Here is a 21,602-nt window from a genome sequence, read left to right as displayed (position 1 = left end):
TCTTTCTCACCCCTTCGTTACACATAGCGCTTCCCATTCTTCACGAATCATGCCCATTCGAATAGAATCATAGTATGTTCCGTTATAATAACGACACTTTCGCATTCTACCTTCTAAGCTCATTCCTATTTTCTCCGCTACTTTCATCATTCGTTCATTACCAGACCAAGTCGTGAGCCCTACTCTACCAATTTCCATCTTTTCAAATAATAAATCTCGATATAACGTTAACGCTTCTGTACCGTATCCACCATTCCAGTAAGTTGGATTATAAATAACAATTCCCATCTCCAGCCAACGCGTCGGTTTATGCTCCCAATAAAATCCGACCTTCCCTATAATTTGACCGTTATTTTCTATAATTAAATTTGACAGTGGTTCTTCTTGCAAACGAGTTTGCACCTTCTCTTTATAGGAAGAGTATTCTTGCATTGAGAACGGGAAATATGGTGCATCCCATTTCTTCCATTCTGGGCTTTCTTCTTTAAATACGATATTCCATAATGTTTTTATATCTGATTCTTCTATTGTACGAATTGTAACTTTCTTCCCCTTTAATATAACGTTTTGCATAATTCCCTCCTGCATTCCTCTTCATTTCATATATAATTATAATGTTTTTTCAGAAAAATCAAAACTAATATCATTTATTATATTGTATAATTTTGTTATTAGATACCAATTATTGATTTAGAAAGCTGGTGATTTAGTGAATAATCGATTTAGTATTGCTTTATTTCTCACTATTATTACGACAAATATTATTCTATATTTCTTCTTACCATCAAATATTGTTACGAAATGGGACTTCAATGGAACGCCTACATCAACAATGGATAAAAGCACTTTTGTAATCGTAAATATAATTATATGTTCCTTCTTATTCTTTGTATTTTTAGCTTTATCTAAAGCAGCGAATAACCAGAAATTTCTCCATTGGATCGGCAACACAATGTTACTATTCTTATTTTTTGTCGATATTGTCATCGCCCTCATTGCTCTTGGCTTTTCACTTCCTCTTGATCATTTCATATTTTTAGCATTAGGGCTTTTATTTATATTAATAGGTTATTTCAGTTCCAAAATTGATACGACTAAATCAACCGTTTCATTAGAATGGAATGATAAGTACCTTGAAAAAAGAGCTTCAAATATTAGTAGTATTTCAATGATGATAGCAGGTATTTTTTTAGCGATACTTCCTTTTATCGTTTCTGCTCCCTATAGAGGTTATGCTATACTAGCAATTCTTTTAGGAATGACGCTTATCATTCTGCCGAGTACGATTTATTTACTTATTAAAGACAGCAAGCAATATACTCCTTAAAAAAATAGGAGGTTATATCCCTCCTATTTCAGCTTAATGTTTTATTTTCCACTTTTTCTATCTCAACTAAAATCCCTTTCTCTATCCAACCCTCTACGCCATCTTTTTTAATTAAATCATATCCTGAACAGCTACCATCAATGAGAGAAACGATATCTCCCTTCCTAACGCTTATTTGCGCACAAGAAATATCGGTTTTCACTGTATATTCACCTGACTCAAGTTGTTTTATATATTCATTTTTTACAGTGAGTAAATTATTCGTTTCCTTTTGTTTACATACGGTGTAGTCTTGCATCTTCTCGATAGGCTCTATGTAATAATACGGATATGTCACTCCGCCCTGCATTTCTGAATTCGCATTAAAATCCGCTATTACTTCATACTCTGGAAAATAGTCTACATATGTATAAGAAAACGTATCGCCCGTTTGTTTCCTCTGAATAATAAATGCATTTAATTGTCCTGCTTCTTTAATTGCATTTCCTCCATCAATTGCAATAATTTTTTTCTCCTTATCAATAACTGGATTGTTAGACGGTGCTTCTTCAGAATAGTTCACGACAGGCCAATGACCAACTATTACATACTTATTTGCTTTATGTGATTTATTAAAAAACTCTGGCATTGCTATCGCATTTTTGCGCTCTGTTTCTTTCCAATCTACTCTATCTTCTAGACCGGCATGCACAATAATATAATCTTCTGTTTCAATCGCTGTTGGCAAGTCTGTTAGCCAATATAGTTCTTGTGAAAATTCACTTAACAATGCTTCTTTCACTTCACGAATTGAAGTGCCCTCATGAACTGAAAAACCTAATTGCTCTAGCCATTCATTAAAAATCGAGTGCTTTCTCATACATAAATAATTAATAAGATCAGGATTTTCATTTAGAAGAGCATCAACTAAAACTTCACAATTCCCTTCAACAACGTGAACCTTTGAATTGTTCTTTACAAGATTCATAACGTAGTTTACTACGCCTACGCTATCTCGTCCTTTCTCGCAAGGATCTCCATTAATAATTAAATAATCTTCATCTTTAAAGTTAACTTTATGTAGTGCTTCTTTTAAAAGATTTAATTCTCCATGAATATCAGATATGACGATAACTCTAGCATCATTAGGGATTGATAGTTTCTTTATTTTTTTCAAGTATAAGCGCTCCAATCATTCTCTTTATTAAATTAAAACAATTCGACAAAATACACTATATAACCTTTTCAAATACATATACCATAACTTACAACCTATTTACGGTTTAATAATAACTTAAAAAATAAGAAGAAGCTGTTCCAAACTTTTGCGGGACAACTTCTTCTTATTTTTTATAATTCTTTATGAAAAGAATAACTCACCTTATCATACCCTTCTCTTTCATAAAAACGATGAGCATCAATTCTTGAAAATGCTGACGTGAGGACGATAGACTCACATTCGTTTTCCTTTCCCCAGTTCTCTATATACGAAAGTAATACTTTCCCATGTCTTTTTGAACGATGTGCTTCTGCTGTTACAAGGTCATATACGAAAACGTGTTTCTTATTATAAAAGTTCGTACAAATTGCTACACCTGCAAGGCTAACAACTTCATCATCCTCATTACGCAGCGAAAATAGTTTATAATTTTCTTCTTTCATATTTCGAAATAAAGAGCTTGTTTCCTCTTTTGAAAGTTTCGTTCTTAATTGCTGTAAAACAGGTAATACTTCATGTAATTGCTCTTCTGTTACTACTTCTTTAACATTCATTTTTAACTCTCCCTTTACTATTTAAATAATTTTCTAAATGTTATATCATTATTATAGAAAGCAACTGCCCTTTACTTAAGCGGCAGTTTAAGTGTTTTTTATAAGGCCAGTTTTAAAGGAGAGTTTTATATGGATTTTACTATCCCATTGCAATTACAAAGTAACACACCTATTTACTTGCAAATTTACGAATATATAAAAGCTGAAATTATACAAGGGACTATTTCTGTTGGCACACGTCTACCCTCACACAGAAATTTAGCATCACAACTTAATATTAGCCGCATTACTGTTGAATCAGCTTATCAACAGTTATTAGCTGAAGGTTATGCAGAAAGTAAACCGAAACGTGGTATTTTTGTAGCAAATTTCGATATTGACATTATCCCAAATAAAAAACGAAATGCAGCAAAGAAGACGAACAATTTGATAGAAGAAAAATTTGAATATGATTGTAGCCAAGGGCTTATTGATCAAAATGCATTTCCGATTACAAATTGGAAACGAGCATTACAAGAATCCATACTTACATACGAAAATGCACTATTTGCCAAAGAAGATCCTCAAGGTGAATTCGCTCTTCGAGAGCATATATCAACATATTTATATCATTCTCGCGGTGTACATTCTTCACCTGATCAAATTGTGATCGGCGCCGGAACACAGCCACTTCTCTGGCTACTACTTCAACTGCTTGGCCCTACAAAAGAATACGGCATTGAAAACCCTGGATTTCACCGTATACACGCAATTATTAAAAGCTGTGATAGACAAATTCATCCCATACCATTGGATGAAAAAGGGATTGATATTTCTAGTTTATACAATACAAATTCCAATGTCGCATACGTTACACCATCACACCAATTTCCACTCGGGATTATTATGCCTTTATCTAGAAGATTAGAATTGTTAAAGTGGGCTAATGATTGCAATGGATACATTATTGAAGATGACTATGACGGAGAGTTTCGCTACGCTGGTAAGCCGATTCCTTCTTTACAAAGTCTTGATTCAAATGAACGCGTTATTTATATGGGAACTTTCTCAAAATCTTTTTTACCTTCTTTACGAATGGGATATGTTGTTTTACCACCACACCTTTTAAAGATATACCAAGAACTGCATGGAATTTTCAAACAAACAGTCGCTACAATACAACAACTTGCTTTTGCTAACTTTATACAAAATGGGAATTGGGAACGTCACCTTAATCGAAGTCGTACACTTTATAAAAGAAAACATCATGCATTAGTAAAATCCATTATGAAAGAAATGGGGGCTAATGTTCAAATTCTTGGCGAACAGTCCGGACTTCATATTGTTTTATGTGTAAATAACAGTATGAATGAAAATGAACTGATTGAATCCGCTAAAAAACAAAGCGTTAAATTATACCCACTTTCTCCATATGATTTCGTGAATGATTTACGTAAGGAATCATACGTATTACTCGGCTTTGGTAGTATTCCGGAAAATAAAATTGAAACGTTGGCTATATTATTGAAAGATGCTTGGTTTCCTAGTTGCAAGGAAACTTGTTAACAGTGGGTTTAACTTGTAACATGTTAACAATTCAACAAAATAAAAAAGAAGGCTGTTCCAAAATAACTTTTTGGACAGCCTTCTTCTAGTTATTCACCTGACCTAGCTTTCCTTCCCGGACGTTTCACACCAGTCGTTTCTGTTGAATAGGAAGCTTCAATTATAGCCGTTGGATCTACAGAGAGAACGAGATCTTTCATTTTCGGATAAATGAATCGGTTTGTAATGCAATAAATGATTCTCTTATGCTCCCCTAAAAAACCACCTTCTCCATGTAGATACGTAACAGATAGTTGCAATTCTTTCATAAGTAAATCGCCTATTTCTTTATTCTTACCAGAAATAATCATAACGCTCTTACCTTGATTAATACCATCTAGTATAAAATCAATCATCTTCGTAACAATATAGAAAATTGCTAACGAGAACATCGCTTGTTCGATTGAAAATAAAATGGCAACAAAAATGAAAATAACTGCATTTACTGCAAGTAAAAATGTACTAATCGGTACATTAAAGTGTTTATTCATCCAAACTGCCAACATTTCCGAACCGTCAATTGCTCCACCCATTTTAACAACAATCCCAACACCAATTCCAAACAGTACTCCACCATAAAGTACAATTAATAACTCAGAAGTCGTAATTGCTGGAAATGGTTTTAAATAAATTAATCCGAGTGTTGTAACTACATTCGCATAAGATGTACGGATAAAAAACTTCTTTCCCATTACTTTTGCAGTAAATAATAAAATTGGGATATTAATTCCTAAGAACACACCATAAAGCGGCAATCCTGCGACTTTATTTGCCATAATAGCAATAGCCGTTACCCCGCCATCTACTAATCCATTAGGTGCTAAAATAAGCTCTAATGAACCTGCTACTATAATTGAGCCAATTGTTAATAATACGTATTCAAATACTTTCTTCATTCATTACCCCCAAAACTTATATATTTTCTTAGTATTATTTTAACGTAATTTTACTACTAATTCAAAGGTATCGATTTATATACAGAAAAGTTTCACCTTTATCGCTATTTTTATGTAATACATGTAACGCGTAATACTAAAAACACACTTACAAATTAAAAGTAAGTGTGTTTTTAACATCTATTTAATCTTTACGTACGGCTTCATTTTTAATTTGAATATTTCCTCAACTGCCCTTTGATATCCACCAGCATTTCTAAGCGACTCTCCCACTTTACGACTATTTTCCTTAAACGTCACATCATCCATTACTTTCTTTACAGTCTCACGTAACAATTCAGAAGTTAACTCGTTACGATTAAGTGTTATGCCTGCCCCTACTTCAGTCAATCGTTTTGCAACGAATGGCTGATCTCCTGTTACCGGAATTACAACTAATGGAACACCGTAATATAACGCTTCACTCGAACTATTCATACCACCATGTGTCACGAATACATCAGCATGCTGTAAAACTTCTAATTGCGGGACATAATTATACAATTTAAAATTTTTCGGGATATTTTCAAATTGACTTATATTTATCTTCTTGCCAACGACTAATACGACTGTCGCATCTACATCTTTAAACGCTTCAAAACATTTTTCATACAAAGCAGGTTGTTCATTAAAAACTGTTCCCATAGAAATGAAAATCACTTTTTCATTTTTTAAATCTTCGGTAGGAAAACTCCCCACTTCTTTTCGAGTAGCAATTGATGGACCTACAAATTTATACGATTCATCAAATACCTCTGAACGTGGCTGATATTTTTTTGAAGTATATACAATCGTAATATCACCAGGATGGTTCATAATATCATACATACTATTACATTTCATTCCATACTGCTTATTCCATCTTTCCATTCCCGCTAAACAAGATTGATATAATGGATCCATTTCATCTACTTGTCTCAATTCTTGCTCATCATGAAAATTAATGTACTGATTAACAGCAAACGTTGTACAGGATGAAACGCTTGGTAATTGTAAAATATTCGCTATAATACGTCCTACTGGAAAATGATTATCATATATTAAATAATCATATTTTTCCTCTTTTGTTTCTTCTACAATTTGAGTAACAATACGCTCTGATGCTTCAATCATATGAGATAGCATCGTCAAAGGGCTCCCACCTTCATTTACTCGTTCCATAATATTAATTTGAGAGAGAAAATTCTCAAACACTCGGAATTCCGCACCTGTTGCTTCAACCTTCTTTCTATAATCTTCAATACAATAAGAAACAACTGTTTCCCCTCGCTGAATTAACTCACTTACAACAGCTAAAGTCGGATTAATATGACCTTCCCCAGGAAAATTTATTACGAGTACATTTGCCATAACATTCTCTCCTATCCAATTAATATAATAAAATTAACAATTAATTATATTAATTAATTTAAGTCTATTATAAATGAATGCATTCTACTTCTTCATGCTTTTCTCTTCATTCTATTATTGAGAAATATTTTCTATAGTCTACATTATTGTGATTCACAATCTTATAAATGAATGCTTACTTTTACTCTTCATAAATTTAAAGATACGAGTCTTACATTCAAGTATTACCACTATTATTTTTAGACAATTCATACAAAAATAGAGAAATATAATATTTTTAATGAGTTTTCACTATAAATGTAAGTATGCTGTCTATCTTTTTATCTTTATCCTCATAACACATCATCTGTTATATAATGAATTTATGGAATTTACAGAAAAAGAAGCACATGCCTTTAAAAGTGGTTACGAAACAATTATGTCTATTCCTCACTTAGAAGAATATAGACAGCCTTATCGTTATTTATACCGACTGTTATCTGTGCAAGGTAATGTGGAATTTAAAAAATGGTTAAGTCACCCATCCTATTTTTAAATACGAATGAGAGGGAGTATACAATGGATATTCAGAAAAAGCGTTCTGTAACAGAAAGTGAAATACAGCAAATGAAGGATTTGGCTTATATTTGCGGGCAACAAGATAACCTTGATTACTCTTCAGATTTACATATCAACTTTTTAAAAAATCGAAATGAAGATTATATAAACGATTTTCTTCTTTATAACGGTACTCAATTAATTGGCGCTTTAAATATGTATGATTTCGAAAGACCAACAAAGCTTGAACTAATAGGCTTTGTACATCCTCATTTTAGAAAACAAAGTTTCGGAACTATCCTTTTACAAACTGCAATGAAAGAAATACAAAATAGAGAGACAGATGAAGCTCTTCTTATTATTAATGGGGATTCTATTTCTGGGAATGAATTTGTAAAACATATGAAGTTACCATATTTATATAGTGAATATAGTATGGAGTTCAAAACAAACGAAATTCAAAAAACAACAGATAATAATATACAGCTTACTCTTGCACCTTCAGAATCACTTCTTGACCTTATTAAAATTTCTAGTAAAGCTTTTGGTGATTCAGTAGAAAATACGGCTACATGGTTACAAAAAATGATGAATTCATCTTCCCATCAAGTTTACAGTGTCCTTATTGCTGAAAAAGTGATAGGAACAATTACAGTTTCTAAACAAGAGCAATCTACTACACTATCAGGATTCGCCGTTCATCCTTCTTATCAAGGTAAAGGATACGGAAAAGATATTCTTTGTAATATAGTACATACCCTTATTACAGAAGGAGTTTCAACAATTGAGTTAGACGTCGAAACGAAAAATATCCACGCTTTAAAACTATATACACAATGTGGTTTTGAAATTAAAACGAGGCATGACTATTATAATTTAATGAATTTTTAGGTGAATACATATGTTAAAAAAACAATTTATTCTAATTATGATATTTTAGCAAACATCTATAATAAACATTGGAGACATTTTGTTGAATCCTCCTACCCAGCCTCGTTTTACAAGATGCTCTTCCCTACTCTCGTATATTAGATCTTTGTTGCGGGACTGGTCATCTCTGCCGGTGATAGTTTAATTTAGATGAACTAAAAAGTGTGTTTCACAAAGTTTACTCCGTATTACATAACGAGGGTATATTCGCATTTGATATGAATAAAAAAACTGAATCGAAATGATTCAGTTTTTTCTTAATATATTTACAACTGCAGTTGTTTCGTCATTTTCTTTATAGACACGCGGAATTCTTCTATCTAGCATACATGTAACTTCATAGTTTATTGTACCTAACATATCCGCTATTTCTTCTACTGCGATATTTTCTTCACCTTGTTTACCGTAGAATACTACTTCGTCTCCTACTTGTACTGGCATCGCTTTTGAAACATCCAACATTAACTGGTCCATACAAACACGGCCAATAACAGGTACTCGAACCCCGTTAATTAACGCATAGCCTTTATTAGATAATTGACGATTATAACCATCAGCATAACCAATTGGTACAGTCGCAATCCATTCTTCACCAGTTGTTACATACGTATTCCCATAACTTACACCACGATTCTTCTTCGCATGTTTAATATGAGCTACTTTTGATTTTAACGACAACGCAGGCTGTAAAGAAACGACTGAATGATCCACTTCTTTTGACGGATACATACCGTACACTCCTATTCCAACGCGTACCATATTTTGAAATGTGTTACTTAATTCCATTGATCCCGCACTATTTGAACTATGAATATATGGTATTTGAATTCCTAATTCTTTCGCTGTATTAACAGCTTTTTCAAATAAACTTGTTTGCATATTCGTATATGATTTATCGATTTCATCTGCCGTAGAGTAATGCGTAAATATCCCTACTACCTCTACATACTCCATACGGTTTAATTCTTCTAAAAATGGTTTAACTTCTTCTTCTTGTAAACCGATACGACTCATTCCTGTATCAATTTTCACTTGAATTTGTACTTTCTTTTGAAGACGGTTTGCAATTTCATTTATACCATGTAAATCTTCTACTCTATAAACAGTCATCATAACGTCATATTGAATTACATCTTCTACAGCCGCTACTGGTGTGTATCCTAAAATTAAAATCGGCACAGTAATTCCTGCTTCTCTTAATTCTATTGCTTCATCTACAAATGCAACTGCAAGTTGATGTATTCCTGCTTCAATTGCAGCTTTGGCAACTTCAACTGCCCCATGGCCATACCCATTCGCTTTTACAGCAGCCATCATCTTAATTTCTTCATCATTTACATGTTTTTTAAATTCTTTTACATTATGTTTTACAGCATTTAAGTCAATTTCTACAATTGTATCTCTTCCATATTTCAAACTCATTGGTCTAACTCCTAACTCAATAATTGCATTCCATTCTATTTCACGTTTCATATGACCTTTTACAATATAATACTTTTCATTATGCTAGTCAAACTACTAGAATTTTCGGAATTTTGAGTATGATATAATATCCTCAAGAAACTATTATATACGGAGACGAGGAGAATTACAATGTTTGTTCAATCTGCATTGCATCAACTAAAAGTTGCTATTGATACTTCTATTGATATGCTTAACCAATATAGTGAAAACAATTTAAAAATACAACCGATTCACTCAAAACGATCATTATTTGAAATGTGTGCACATCTTTCTCTTATTTGTCATGCTGATTTACTCATTTTAAATGGTATTCCAGAAAAAGAATTACATACCTTTTATATAGAACGTACCCCCGTAACAGTTGCTCACATGCAACAAACGATGATTGAAGGTTACAACCTTCTCTCTAAAACATTTCTTTCCTACTCCCAAATAGAATTAGCAGACGTTATGACTGCCTATTGGGGTATTTCTTATTCGCGCTTTGAATGGTTACTTGAAATCGTTGCACACTTTTATCATCATCGTGGACAAATTTATATTTTATTATGCGAGCATATGAAAGATCCTCGCATTCCTTTATTTGAGTGATTTTCCACTCATTCATTAATTATAAATAGAGAAGCTACAAAACCAATAAAAAGTATCATTCCTAATAAAATAAATGTTTGAGCATAACCTCCTATTTTCATAAGATAAATAGAAATGATAGGTCCTATACTAGTACCTAAAAATAAAATAAAAGTATAAATAGATACTGCTATTCCCCTTGCTCTCCCTCCTAATTGACCTACAAGAGAAACTAAAGACGGAACGGATATAGCAATACCTATTACAAAACAGACACTCATCATTACAAGTAGAGATAGATACGAAACAAAGCCCATTGAACTTAGACTAAAAATAGCAATCAACAATCCTCCTTGAAGAACTTTCCTTACTTCAAACCTCTTTGTTAAACGACCTGCAAGTGGTGACAGCAACATACCAAACAGCCCTGCTAAGCGAAAATAAAGGATTTGTTCTGCAGTTAAATTGTAAGTAGGGGAGCTCAAATAATTCCCTAAAACAGTATACATATTAACAAAAGCCATTAATAAAACGAATGCAATTATATAGCTTAATACTAAGCTTTTATTTGTAAAAACTTTACCCATCTGTTTAATTGGTCCCAAAATATCAGTATAGGATTGAGACGTCTCTCCTTTCGGAAGAGAATAATAAATCCATATAGCAGTACTTATATAGACAATGCTAAGAAGAAAGAAAACCATATGCCATCCAAAATGCTGACTAACAGCAGTACTTATTACCTGCCCTACAATTCCAGCTACTAAAAAACCGGTACTAACAAACCCTATTGTTGTAACCCTTTTTTCTACTGGGAACATTTCTACAACGTAGGCTAACGCTACTGGAGAAAATGTAGCTGCGGCTATCCCCTGTATACCTCTAAAAATAACAAGCCAAAATAAACTATCTACAAACCCTAAGCAAAAAGAAACTATCGACAGTGCAAGCAATCCAATAAAAATCACTTTTTTTCGTCCATATTTATCAGAGATTGCCCCAAATAACAAACACCCTATAGCAAAGCCAACAGAAAATATACTTCCTGTAGCTGCCGAGTGTGTTAATGACGTATTAAAAATGTTTGAAAATAGAGCGATTAAAGGTATTGTTACATATAGGCTAGACATAACTACCATACCGGACCAACATAATACAGCTGTCATTATTGTATAATTCTTTTCACTATTTACTTCCTTTCCTATTTCCATCATAAACTCTCTCCCTTATTACGATTTGTTTTTATTAGTTTAAAATCTCTAAATCACTAAAATAGCATTCCTTTAACTCTTATTTTAATTACATAGCAAAAATTATTACCGTACATAAAGTTAGTTAAACATATAATAAGGCAAACTAATTATGTGTCCAAATAAATAAGTTGATCTTCATAATCAACTTATTTACCTACCTTCTCCTAATTTCACCTGCATAGTTGCTTGCATTTTATTTAATAGCTTTTCTAAAACTTGACGCTCTTCTTGATTAAAGCCATCAACTAACGAAGCGCAAGATAACCAAAAAGTTGGTAAAGAATGTGTAACTAGTTCTTTTCCTTTCGGAGTAATTTTCACCTTTAATCTTCTTCGATCTTCAGAATGGTGGAATCTTACGATTAACTCTCGTTTCTCCATCCAATCTAATAAGCCAGTGACAGAAGCACGTGTAATCCCTAATCGACTCGCAATATCCGAAGGACTCATGTTCACCTCTTCCCCATTCGCTTCCATTTCACGCAAAATAAACAATAGTAAAAAATCTAATTTACTCTCTGAAATACCAAGCGGAGCTAAATCTACGTCAACAGCATCAAGAACATTATCAGACGTCCATAACATTAACAAACCAAGTTTTGCTGCAATTTGATCCGTATCCGCTGATGCTGTCTTTTTGATTAACTCTGCGTACGGCTCAATCCCTAAAGGAAGAGAGTCTTTTCTTGAATCCATTCATCTTCACTCTCCTTTCCCACTAATTAATTAGCTTACCTAATCACTTTCTCATTATACTCATATTTTTCCTTTTATTGCAAGCACATTGTTAAACAAAAAATCCTATTATTAAAACAGGATTTTTCACACTCACTAACTATTAGTTTTAAATAATGCGCAACTTCTTTAAGGCATAAGAAATTCCGCCTTCACTCGCCTTCGTTGTAACGAAATCAGCCCTTCTCTTCAACTCCTCTCCACCATTTCCCATCGCAACTCCTAATCCTACATACTGCAACATCTCAATATCATTTCCACCATCGCCAAAAGCAATGGCTTCTAATTTACTAATGTTTAAATGTTCCAATACTTTTTGAATTGCAGTTAGCTTCGATACTTTACTATCTTCCAATACATTTATAACGTAACCATGAAAACGCTCAAACGTAAGTGCTGGATATCTTTCAATGAATTTTTGAGCTTCTGTATCATCAGCATACAGACATATGCAATAAATCTCATCTGATAAGTTTCTAACTTTGTCAGGATACTGCTCTAAATTTAAGGTTTCATTTAACGCTCGCATGACACGTTCATCTGTGGAAGCAATATTATTCATTGCAAATTCTTCTGTAAAGTAAGAAACACTGTGACCATGTAATTCAGCAAAATTTGAAATATCATGAACGATTTCGCTTGAAAGTACTGATTTATGTATAACTTCTTTCCCACATTTTATATGTGCACCATTTGCTGAAATAAACGTATTTATACCTAGTTCCTTAAATTGTGAGCATAAACTATATGGTCTTCCAGTTGTAACAACTACGTGAATTCCTTTATCTATTAATCTTTGTACCGCTTCTTTTGTACTTTCGTGCATGCTTCTATCAATCTCACTTAATAACGTACCGTCAACATCGAAAAATACAACTTTGTACATAAGTCTTTACATCCCGTCCAAATGATTCGTATCATTAATGAAATGCACCGTTTTTTGTTCACCCTCAATTTCAATTAAACTTATTCCCGTATCTCCCATTTTGAAATAGTAGTCCATTGAAATTGGCATTTTGAAAAATGCACGTAATAGACTATTAATTACGCCCCCATGGGCAACAATTGCAATTCGGTCATATGTATTCTCTGTCAAGATTTTAGAAAAGATTCCTTCTATTCTCATTCGAAACTCAATAAACGATTCCCCGTTTTCAAAACGATCATGAAGAAACTTTGGCTCTGGATATTTCTTTGCTTCTTCAAATGATAAGCCTGCTTGCACTCCATTATTAAACTCCATTAATTCCTCTTCTAATTGAATTGGACAACCAATTGCTTCTGCTAATGTTTCACCCGTTTCACGAGCGCGTTTTAATGTGCTTGCCCAAATGAAATCTGGTGCAAAATCTTTCTTCACTTTCTGTACAAGTCTTTGTACTTGTTGTCTCCCTTTGTCAGTTAACTCAAAATCAGCTCGACCTTCATGCACATGTAAAATATCAGCTTCTGATTCTCCGTGGCGTATTAGTAGTATTTGCATGTTTCTCTCTCCCTTTATTTAACATTCATAAAATTCCATTATATCACATTTTAAGATTCCAAAATAAAAAAGGAACGGTCTCCCGTCCCTCATCCATTCACTTTTTCCGCATCATTCCAATAATATTTACTAAACGCTTCTGTTAACACATCAATTGTGTTATATAATTCATCTAACGTATTATCAACACCACCAACTTCAATTAACATCGCATTTTTCGATAAATCTTGGTTATAAACGCCATTTCCATCTTTTTTATACTTTGGAAAAATCCCTCTACTTAATCCGTAATAGTTTTCATCTAAATAACTATTGATCGCTCTTGCAATTTTTTCATTTTCAGCACGGCCTTCATTTTCCATCCCAATTATAAAATATAATCTTGCATACGATTTTCCGTTAATTACTTTTGTTGTTACTTTCTTACGCTGATCGTCACGGTGTATATCAATCGGAAACGCAATTTTATTATTTTGTGCTAATGCTTCTTTTACATATTCATGAGACGCTTTATATGACTGATACCATACCCACTTTTTACTCGCTAATAAATCACCCATATTCGTTTTATCATGAACTACCGGAATTCCTTGTCCTTCAAGTTGCTCTTTCATACGTTTTCCTAGTAAAGACACATTTACATCTGGGCTAGATGGATCAGTTGCCCCTGGTAATAATGGAAAGAAGGATTCCCAGCTATGTGTATGATAAATATATACTGCACTTTCACCTTTTTTCGCTCCGTTCTTTTTCTGAACCGGATTATTCTTTTCCGCTTCTGTAACTTTATCTTTTGCTATTTCCCGTTCTTTCGTTACTTCTTCAATCGGTACACTAGATTCATTTGGGATATTTGTCAAGTTTGTCCCTTCCCCAGCTACGATAATATTAGAATAATACTTTGACATACCAGGTACTTCTTTACCGACGAATGTTCTTAAATCTTTAATTTTCAAATCTGTCGCGATAGAGAACATTAAATTCCCAACTGACTCTCTTTTATTCTTCTTAAAATAATCACATCCGTAATAGCGATTCTCACTTTCTATCATTTGAACAAAACCTTGCATCGATACTTTTCCAAACCATTGATTTGCATAATTCGATTTCATTGTATGTAAAAATGACGTCAAAATCGACGCTATCATAATTACTATTAGCGCATATAAAAGGAGTAACGAAATCAGCTTCTTCCCATGTATTCGAGTTGCATACTTTTTCACTGCATCACCTTCTTTATACATGGATATGTACAAGCTTTTCAGAATATACGCACAAAAAAAGAGAAATGGTATACCATTTCTCTTCCTCACTTTTATTGTTCTTTTCCTGTATCATTTGAAGGTAGTTTCTTCGCTTGTTTTTCTTTAAATATTTCTCCAATTGCCCCAAGAGTACCAAGTGTTTCAATTGCATTAGACGGAATAAAGACTTTATTTGCTGGTCCTTTTGCAACTTCAGCTAATGACTCAAATGATTTGTAAGCAAGTATACGCTCATCCAAATTCGCTTCACGAAGCAATTCAATACGATTTTGTTCTGCTTTTGCAATTTCTTCAATTGCTCGTGCTTCCCCTTGTGCTTCTAATTCTTTTGCTTCTTTTATACCTTCAGCTTCGCGAATACGCGCTTCTTTATCCCCTTCAGCCATCAAGATTTTACTTTGCTTTTCTCCTTCAGCGCGAAGGACTTTATCTTGTTTTGCTGCTTCAGCTTCTAAAATAATCGCACGTTTATTACGCTCAGCCTTCATTTGTTTTTCCATTGATGCTTGCACATCTTTTGGCGGGTTAATATCAACAACTTCGACACGTTCAATACGTACGCCCCATTTTTCTGTTGCTTCATCAAGCGCTAAGCGGATTTCTGTTGAAATCTTTTCACGACCAGATAACGTTTCATCCAGTTCCATTTTACCGATGATTTGACGCATCGTTGCTGACGTAATATTACGAACACCATATTCATAGTTTGAAATACCATATGTCGCAAGTTCTGGTTCAACAATTTGATAGAAAATAATTGTATCAATTTCTACTTGAACATTATCTTTCGTAATTACCTTTTGCGGTGGTACATTCGTTTGTTGAATGCGTAAGTCATGATATACACGAACACGATCTACAATTGGTATTAAAATATTTAACCCTGGGTGCATTATACGTTGAAACTTACCAAATCTTTCAACAACCCCAACTTTTTGCTGAGGAATAATTTTAATTGTTAATGCGATAAATGTAACTACAATTAGTGCGAATATAATCGTTAACGTTAATGCTACCATATTTATTCACTCTCCTTTTTCACTTGTAATATAGTACTATGCCTCTTTATAACAACGACTTTTTCTCCAGCATCAATTGAAGAATCTGCAATAGCTGTCCAAGTATCTCCATCCACCTTCACAATACCATTCGCTTCATTTGTAATCGCTTGCATAACAATCCCTCTTTTACCAACAAGCATATCTACTGTATCAGTAAAACCTTTTGCTTCTCGAAAGTTTTTTGAAATTCTTTTCGTAAAGAATGTCAAAGTTAAACTTACAATTGCACCAACAGTAACTTGTAACAGTAGTGCATCAGGAGCAAACAAAGCAATAAGACCTCCGACAACAGCTCCAATTCCAAGCCAAAGCATGTAAAATGTAATCGACAACATTTCCGCGATAAATAAAATACCAGCTATTATAAACCAAATTACCCAAGCAGCCATATGCAACCCTCACTTTCTTTCTCATTTTCTATATGTATATGAAGAAAAGAATGGTTTATCCGCCCTTTCTTACACTTGGGCGTTTGCTACAAGCTATTGTACATATTCACTGTTACAATGATCATTAATATAATACTATATCAATATATTCTTCATTATACATGAAAATCCCTTTCAAAAAGTGACAAAAAATTAAATTCTTTAAAAATTTTAATTTTTAAATTACAATTATTACAATTACTAAATACTTTTTTTATAGAGGTGATATTCTTATTGAGAAACCTGTCACTAATCTACTATTTAGGTTCCAAAATATGCATTACTCTCGCTGACATCGTATATGTAATGATTATTACAACTCATATTTATATAGCAACTAAATCAGCTACTATTACTGCTCTTTTTCCATTATTACAAGTTATCACAAATCTAATTGCTAACATCTCTGCACCACTTATGATAAATCGTTTTCCATCTTATACGCTGTTATATACGCTCCAATGGTTGAAAACAGTCTTTTTACTATTATTAATGATTTTGTTCCCGGTCTTATCCACAAACATTATAGCTCTATTAACTTTTATTTTTGTCATTTCATTATGTAGCGGGTGGAGTGCTCCATTATTATACGGTATTCTTCCGCGCCTTACACCGAAAGAAAAATTAGTAAAAGTAAATAGTATCTTTTCCTTTTCAACACAAATTGTGCAAGCCGTTGCTTATTCATTTACGAGTATTGTCGTTCTTCTCATTGGCGCTACTTCTACACTCATGATTAATAACATTTTAATGATTTTCGGATGCATTGCATTACATTTTTCATTACGTTCCATACATACTGAAAGAATAGCAGATTCTCCCTCTTCCAAAATTACTGTTTTATTGGAAGGTTGGAAACTCCTATTTCAAAATCCTTCTCTCCGTACCGTTACATATATGGACTTAATCGAAACTTTCGCAGGGACAATATGGATTGGTGCTATTACGATGGCATACGTTACGACTATCCTTCATAAGGGCGAAGAATGGTGGGGATATATTAATACAAGTTATTATGTTGGCACGTTAATCGGTGGTCTATTAGCATGGAAAATGAGTTCCTATATTCAAAACAATTTAATACGATCTATGTCGATTAGCTCTCTTATATTTAGCATTCTTACATTTTTATATGGTATGACGAGCAGTGGATTTATTGCGCTTTTTCTATGTGTTCTAATGGGACCATGTTATCAAATTAGAGATATTTCCCAAACGACTGTTTTACAATCAAGTGTTGCCCCTGCTTTATTATCAAAAATGTATACAGCACATGGCGCACTTCTTTCAACAGCCTCTGGACTATCTATGCTTAGCATTGGCATTATTACTGATATGTTCGGTGTTCGTACAATTTATATCATCGCTTCTATTCTTATTTTATGTTCCGCTTGTTTATCTTTTAGTTTATTAAAATATCATAAGACAGAGCAGAACGATATTTCACTTTAATCACTAAAACAAAGAGGACAGGGATCCCTGTCCTCTTTGTTTATTCTATTCATGATAAGTTGGGGATTTTTCTATGCTTTGTCGCTTGTTCAAAAGCATAAGCTAATTTAATTAATATCCCTTCACTAAATGCAGTGCTTGCAATGGTAATTCCAAAAGGCCTCCCGCTTTCCATATACCCTGCCGGTATTGCTATAGACGGATAACCCGCTTTCGCACATATAGTAGAACCTATATAGGAAGGAAACAGTATCGCATCAAGATTATATTTTTCCAATGCAAAATCAATGCCTTGTTCTTGAGAAAAATATATATCTTCTAATCTCGCATTTAAATATTCTGGATTTCGTAACGTATTAGGAAAATCTTTTCTTCCCTCTAACTTAGTTTGTCCATATTTTAAAGCTCTTTCTGCTATGTTTTTATTAAACTCCATTAACTCCGAAATAGAATGTACCGGGATAGTAGAAGGTAATTTAGAAAGATAGTTATCTAAACTATGCTTCAGCTCATAAAGCGGAACTCCCCAGCTCCATTCTCTATGAAAAGAAGGAATATCAATATTTTCTACTACTGTCGCTCCTTCATTACGTAATACTTGGATCGTTTCCTTAAACAAGATTTCATCATACTCACCATTTTCGTAATAATCTTTTGGTGCATCGTTAAACACACCAATCTTCGCTCCATTTAAACCATTTGCATCAAGGTAAGATGTATAATCCCGATATGCCCTACCGTCACTTTTGTGAGTAACTACATCTTTCTCATCCACTCCAGTTAAACTCCCTAGCAAAATAGTAGCATCGGTTACCGTTCTAGCAAATGGTCCAGCTGTATCTTGCGAATAAGTAAATGGAATAATTCCTCTACGACTAATTAAACCGACAGTCGGTTTAATACCTACTACAGAATTTTGAACAGCAGGGCTCAAAATAGAAGCATCGGTTTCTGTCCCAACAGATACTACTGTAAAGTTAGCAGCAACTGCTATTGCAGATCCTGTACTAGATCCGCCAACAAACATATGATCCTTGCCCGTTCCATATGGATTGATTGTTTGACCACCTCTTGCACTATATCCAGCCCACATTTCAAAAGACATTGCATTTGCTAATTCTGTCATATTCGTTTTTCCTATTATCACTGCCCCTGCTTCTCGCAGTTTAGTAACGAGAAATGCATCTTCACTGCTTATATTTTGTTCTAGAGCTATTGTACCTGCACTTGTATGCATGAAGTCATTCGTTTCAATATTATCCTTAAGCAAAACAGGTATTCCATGCAATGGTCCCCTTACGCCGTTTGTCTTTCTTTCATAATCTAACGCTTCTGCAATAAAAATAGCATCTGGATTGATTTCTAAAATTGAATTGATTTTCGGCCCGTCTTGATCATACTTTGCGATTCTATAGAGATAATACATCACTAGCTCTTTTGAAGTTAGCTTTCCAGATTCCATTTCATTTTGAATATCTTGAATTGTTAATTCCTTTTTTAAGATTGAATTAAACTGAATTTCCATTTATATTCTCCCTTATATGAACTTTTTTAACATATACCCCTTACTTTTTCAATTTTTCATCTCAACACATCCTAAATTAATATCCCTTTAAAGAAATTCAATACTCTTATTTAAACACCTTTAATTTCCCGAAAAATAAAAAAAGTCTGAAACGGATTAACCTTCGCTTCAGACTCTTACATTACTGTGCGTATACTTCATCTAATAAATGTAAAAACTCACCTTGTTTCCCAGCTAATTCAGGGCATTTTGCAATATCAACCCATTCATAGCAAAATACTAATCCTTTATCTTCCTCACCAGCACTTACAATATGTTCCCAAGTATCCTTTACATCTGTTAGTAAAGTTACATGGAAAAAGTGGCGTTTTTCATACTCCTGTTTTTCTTTCATATGTATAATGTAATCTGCTAAAAACCGCTCTATGCATAAATGACGCAATCCGGATTCTTCCTGTACTTCACGCAATATAGCAGCTTCTAACGTTTCACCTTCATCAACCGTTCCCCCTGGCACTTGAATACCAGCTTCATGTATATCACGATGTTTAAAAACAAGTAATTGCATAACCCCCTCTTGTTCTCTTGTAATATATGCATGTACTTTTTTCTTATATAACATCGTCATTGTACATCTCTCCCCTCAATTGTTCACTCTGTTACTTCTTCAAGCGTCAGTTGATTATCATACAAATATGTAGCTTGTGGATTTCCCACATACCTTACGTGCCATGGTTCATACCGATAGCCCGTAATCGTTTCTTTCGCTTTTGTGTATCGAACCACAAAACCAAATTTATGGGCATTTTCAGAAAGCCACTGACCTTCTTTCGTTTCCCCAAAAACTGTCTCTAACTGAAATTTAGCAGATTGAGACGTAATATCCATAGCTAGTCCAGTTTGATGCTCACTTGTGCCAGGAACCGCGCTAGACATTGCTGTTTTTGCTTCCCCGTCTTGTTTTTTATACATCGTATTTAATGCTTTTTGTCGATCAAAAGATCTAAATCCAGAAACTGCAAAAAGAAAAATACGCTCGTTGTCAGCCTGCTGAAACATATCCTCAAGCGCCCTCGCTGCCTCTTTTCTCATCTTTTTCTTTTCGTGATCACCTTCACTAGAGTAGCGCACTTTCGGAATAACTAAATCTGGCGGTCTATACCCATCTGGTAAACGCCTACTTTTATTTACAAGTACAAGCATTGAATTCGGATTATTAATTACCGCAATATCCCCATCCATATTAGCAATCGTTTCTTTCGCTTTCGGAAATATGCTATTTACACTTACTTCCCGCGCCTGCTTATCCTTATACATTTTATAATTGATTCCTGCTACTCCAATAATAATTATTGCAGCTACAATACCAAGTAGTGCCCATCTTTTTTTCATATAACGACCTCTTATTTTAATAATTTGGCCATTTCATACTCATCGATGCCCTTTCCATCGATAATAAGAGCAGCTTTTTTGACACCTTCTTTCTCAAATCCAGCTTTTTTATATAGTGCCTGAGCTCTTGTATTGTGGGCCATTACTGTTAATTCTAAACGCCATACATCATGTAATTTTGCCCACTTCTCAACCTCTTTAAACAATCTCGTCCCAATACCTCGCCCGTTATACTCTTGCAAAATACCAATTACAATGGTTGCCACATGCCTCTTTCTTTGAATGTTATTTCCATTCACTAATATAAAACCTACTATCCTCTCATCTTCAACTGCTACAAATATTGTTGCATATTCATTTTCTATAAAGCGATGGATCATTTTTTCTTGTTGCTCAGCTGTAGTTTTTCTTTCTCCTGGTTCATATAACATAAACTTCGTTTCTTCATCTAATTGCTTACTTAATTGCAAAAATGATGATGCATCTTCTATTTCGATCTCCCTAATCACTTCAATCACCCTACCAGTTTCATAATAAAAAGTTTTCCTTATAAAAAGAT

The 21,602-nt window shown here is 33.8% G+C and carries 22 protein-coding genes and 2 pseudogenes; 7 read left to right on the top strand and 17 right to left on the bottom strand.

Going from position 1 to position 21,602, the window contains the following annotated elements:
• Positions 1–6 precede the first annotated feature (6 nt).
• Entirely contained in the window at positions 7–573 is a 567-nt protein-coding gene (locus ACTL4X_RS10205; RefSeq protein WP_001181783.1) for a GNAT family N-acetyltransferase, read from the bottom strand.
• A 136-nt stretch (positions 574–709) separates the two neighbouring features.
• On the opposite strand from ACTL4X_RS10205, the gene ACTL4X_RS10200 reads away from it, so the two are divergent.
• Complete coding sequence (locus ACTL4X_RS10200) at positions 710–1,327, top strand: DUF1648 domain-containing protein (protein WP_001065170.1); 618 nt, start codon at positions 710–712, stop codon at positions 1,325–1,327.
• 28 nt (positions 1,328–1,355) lie between these two features.
• On the opposite strand, the gene ACTL4X_RS10195 is transcribed toward ACTL4X_RS10200, so the two are convergent.
• Positions 1,356–2,483, bottom strand: a complete 1,128-nt coding sequence (locus tag ACTL4X_RS10195; RefSeq protein WP_000721393.1) for a metallophosphoesterase — start codon at positions 2,481–2,483, stop codon at positions 1,356–1,358.
• Between the two features lie 173 nt (positions 2,484–2,656).
• A complete protein-coding gene (locus tag ACTL4X_RS10190) occupies positions 2,657–3,079 on the bottom strand; it encodes a GNAT family N-acetyltransferase (RefSeq protein WP_001101116.1) in 423 nt (140 codons plus the stop codon).
• 129 nt (positions 3,080–3,208) lie between these two features.
• Between ACTL4X_RS10190 and pdxR the strand changes: the two genes are divergently transcribed.
• A complete protein-coding gene (gene pdxR / locus ACTL4X_RS10185) occupies positions 3,209–4,624 on the top strand; it encodes a MocR-like pyridoxine biosynthesis transcription factor PdxR (protein WP_000348028.1) in 1,416 nt (471 codons plus the stop codon).
• 89 nt (positions 4,625–4,713) lie between these two features.
• On the opposite strand, the gene ACTL4X_RS10180 is transcribed toward pdxR, so the two are convergent.
• Together ACTL4X_RS10180 and ACTL4X_RS10175 are read right to left on the bottom strand one after the other, a co-directional pair.
• Positions 4,714–5,559 (bottom strand): YitT family protein, encoded by an 846-nt coding sequence (locus tag ACTL4X_RS10180; protein WP_000755126.1) that lies wholly within the window; start codon positions 5,557–5,559, stop codon positions 4,714–4,716.
• Between the two features lie 180 nt (positions 5,560–5,739).
• Positions 5,740–6,948, bottom strand: coding sequence for a macrolide family glycosyltransferase (locus tag ACTL4X_RS10175; protein WP_000024488.1), 1,209 nt, complete (start codon positions 6,946–6,948; stop codon positions 5,740–5,742).
• A 373-nt stretch (positions 6,949–7,321) separates the two neighbouring features.
• On the opposite strand from ACTL4X_RS10175, the pseudogene ACTL4X_RS10170 reads away from it, so the two are divergent.
• The 3 genes and pseudogenes from ACTL4X_RS10170 to ACTL4X_RS10160 form a co-directional block, all read left to right on the top strand.
• Positions 7,322–7,483 (top strand): annotated as a pseudogene (locus tag ACTL4X_RS10170) (nitrate reductase); the annotation flags it as partial.
• A 23-nt stretch (positions 7,484–7,506) separates the two neighbouring features.
• On the top strand, positions 7,507–8,376 hold the full coding sequence (locus tag ACTL4X_RS10165) for a GNAT family N-acetyltransferase (protein ID WP_000354427.1): 870 nt from the start codon (positions 7,507–7,509) through the stop codon (positions 8,374–8,376).
• Positions 8,377–8,639 (top strand): annotated as a pseudogene (locus ACTL4X_RS10160) (class I SAM-dependent methyltransferase); the annotation flags it as partial.
• A gap of 22 nt (positions 8,640–8,661) precedes the next feature.
• On the opposite strand, the gene alr reads toward ACTL4X_RS10160, so the two are convergent.
• On the bottom strand, positions 8,662–9,837 hold the full coding sequence (gene alr / locus ACTL4X_RS10155; RefSeq protein ID WP_002182683.1) for an alanine racemase: 1,176 nt from the start codon (positions 9,835–9,837) through the stop codon (positions 8,662–8,664).
• A gap of 171 nt (positions 9,838–10,008) precedes the next feature.
• Between alr and ACTL4X_RS10150 the strand changes: the two genes are divergently transcribed.
• Positions 10,009–10,470: a DinB family protein gene (locus ACTL4X_RS10150; protein ID WP_000497994.1), complete on the top strand. Its 462-nt coding sequence runs from the start codon at positions 10,009–10,011 to the stop codon at positions 10,468–10,470.
• Positions 10,471–10,478: 8 nt separating this feature from the next.
• Here the strand turns inward: ACTL4X_RS10150 and ACTL4X_RS10145 are convergent, their stop codons facing one another.
• The 7 genes from ACTL4X_RS10145 to ACTL4X_RS10115 form a co-directional block, all read right to left on the bottom strand.
• The gene (locus tag ACTL4X_RS10145; RefSeq protein WP_002041020.1) at positions 10,479–11,660 is read right to left on the bottom strand and encodes an MFS transporter; all 1,182 of its coding nucleotides are present in this window, start codon (positions 11,658–11,660) and stop codon (positions 10,479–10,481) included.
• Positions 11,661–11,852: 192 nt separating this feature from the next.
• Positions 11,853–12,398, bottom strand: coding sequence for a MarR family winged helix-turn-helix transcriptional regulator (locus ACTL4X_RS10140; protein WP_000378332.1), 546 nt, complete (start codon positions 12,396–12,398; stop codon positions 11,853–11,855).
• 148 nt (positions 12,399–12,546) lie between these two features.
• Positions 12,547–13,323 (bottom strand): Cof-type HAD-IIB family hydrolase, encoded by a 777-nt coding sequence (locus ACTL4X_RS10135; protein ID WP_000278978.1) that lies wholly within the window; start codon positions 13,321–13,323, stop codon positions 12,547–12,549.
• 6 nt (positions 13,324–13,329) lie between these two features.
• Positions 13,330–13,920, bottom strand: a complete 591-nt coding sequence (locus ACTL4X_RS10130) for a histidine phosphatase family protein (protein WP_001166435.1) — start codon at positions 13,918–13,920, stop codon at positions 13,330–13,332.
• A gap of 89 nt (positions 13,921–14,009) precedes the next feature.
• On the bottom strand, positions 14,010–15,164 hold the full coding sequence (gene spoIIP / locus ACTL4X_RS10125; protein WP_441395020.1) for a stage II sporulation protein P: 1,155 nt from the start codon (positions 15,162–15,164) through the stop codon (positions 14,010–14,012).
• A 71-nt stretch (positions 15,165–15,235) separates the two neighbouring features.
• Complete coding sequence (locus tag ACTL4X_RS10120; RefSeq protein ID WP_000226252.1) at positions 15,236–16,204, bottom strand: SPFH domain-containing protein; 969 nt, start codon at positions 16,202–16,204, stop codon at positions 15,236–15,238.
• Between the two features lie 2 nt (positions 16,205–16,206).
• Complete coding sequence (locus ACTL4X_RS10115; RefSeq protein WP_000741976.1) at positions 16,207–16,635, bottom strand: NfeD family protein; 429 nt, start codon at positions 16,633–16,635, stop codon at positions 16,207–16,209.
• A 273-nt stretch (positions 16,636–16,908) separates the two neighbouring features.
• On the opposite strand from ACTL4X_RS10115, the gene ACTL4X_RS10110 reads away from it, so the two are divergent.
• A complete protein-coding gene (locus ACTL4X_RS10110) occupies positions 16,909–18,126 on the top strand; it encodes an MFS transporter (RefSeq protein ID WP_001245232.1) in 1,218 nt (405 codons plus the stop codon).
• A gap of 49 nt (positions 18,127–18,175) precedes the next feature.
• On the opposite strand, the gene ACTL4X_RS10105 is transcribed toward ACTL4X_RS10110, so the two are convergent.
• The 4 genes from ACTL4X_RS10105 to ACTL4X_RS10090 form a co-directional block, all read right to left on the bottom strand.
• The gene (locus ACTL4X_RS10105; RefSeq protein ID WP_000405417.1) at positions 18,176–19,651 is read right to left on the bottom strand and encodes an amidase family protein; all 1,476 of its coding nucleotides are present in this window, start codon (positions 19,649–19,651) and stop codon (positions 18,176–18,178) included.
• A 181-nt stretch (positions 19,652–19,832) separates the two neighbouring features.
• Positions 19,833–20,279 (bottom strand): NUDIX hydrolase, encoded by a 447-nt coding sequence (locus tag ACTL4X_RS10100; protein ID WP_000178293.1) that lies wholly within the window; start codon positions 20,277–20,279, stop codon positions 19,833–19,835.
• Positions 20,280–20,302: 23 nt separating this feature from the next.
• Complete coding sequence (locus ACTL4X_RS10095; RefSeq protein ID WP_000747645.1) at positions 20,303–21,043, bottom strand: M15 family metallopeptidase; 741 nt, start codon at positions 21,041–21,043, stop codon at positions 20,303–20,305.
• Positions 21,044–21,054: 11 nt separating this feature from the next.
• Positions 21,055–21,552: a GNAT family N-acetyltransferase gene (locus ACTL4X_RS10090; protein ID WP_000617576.1), complete on the bottom strand. Its 498-nt coding sequence runs from the start codon at positions 21,550–21,552 to the stop codon at positions 21,055–21,057.
• Positions 21,553–21,602: the final 50 nt, after the last annotated feature.

The organism is Bacillus sp. RE35, assembly GCF_052146655.1.
Classification (GTDB): domain Bacteria; phylum Bacillota; class Bacilli; order Bacillales; family Bacillaceae_G; genus Bacillus_A; species Bacillus_A cereus.
This window is presented reverse-complemented; position numbering and strand designations above follow the sequence as displayed.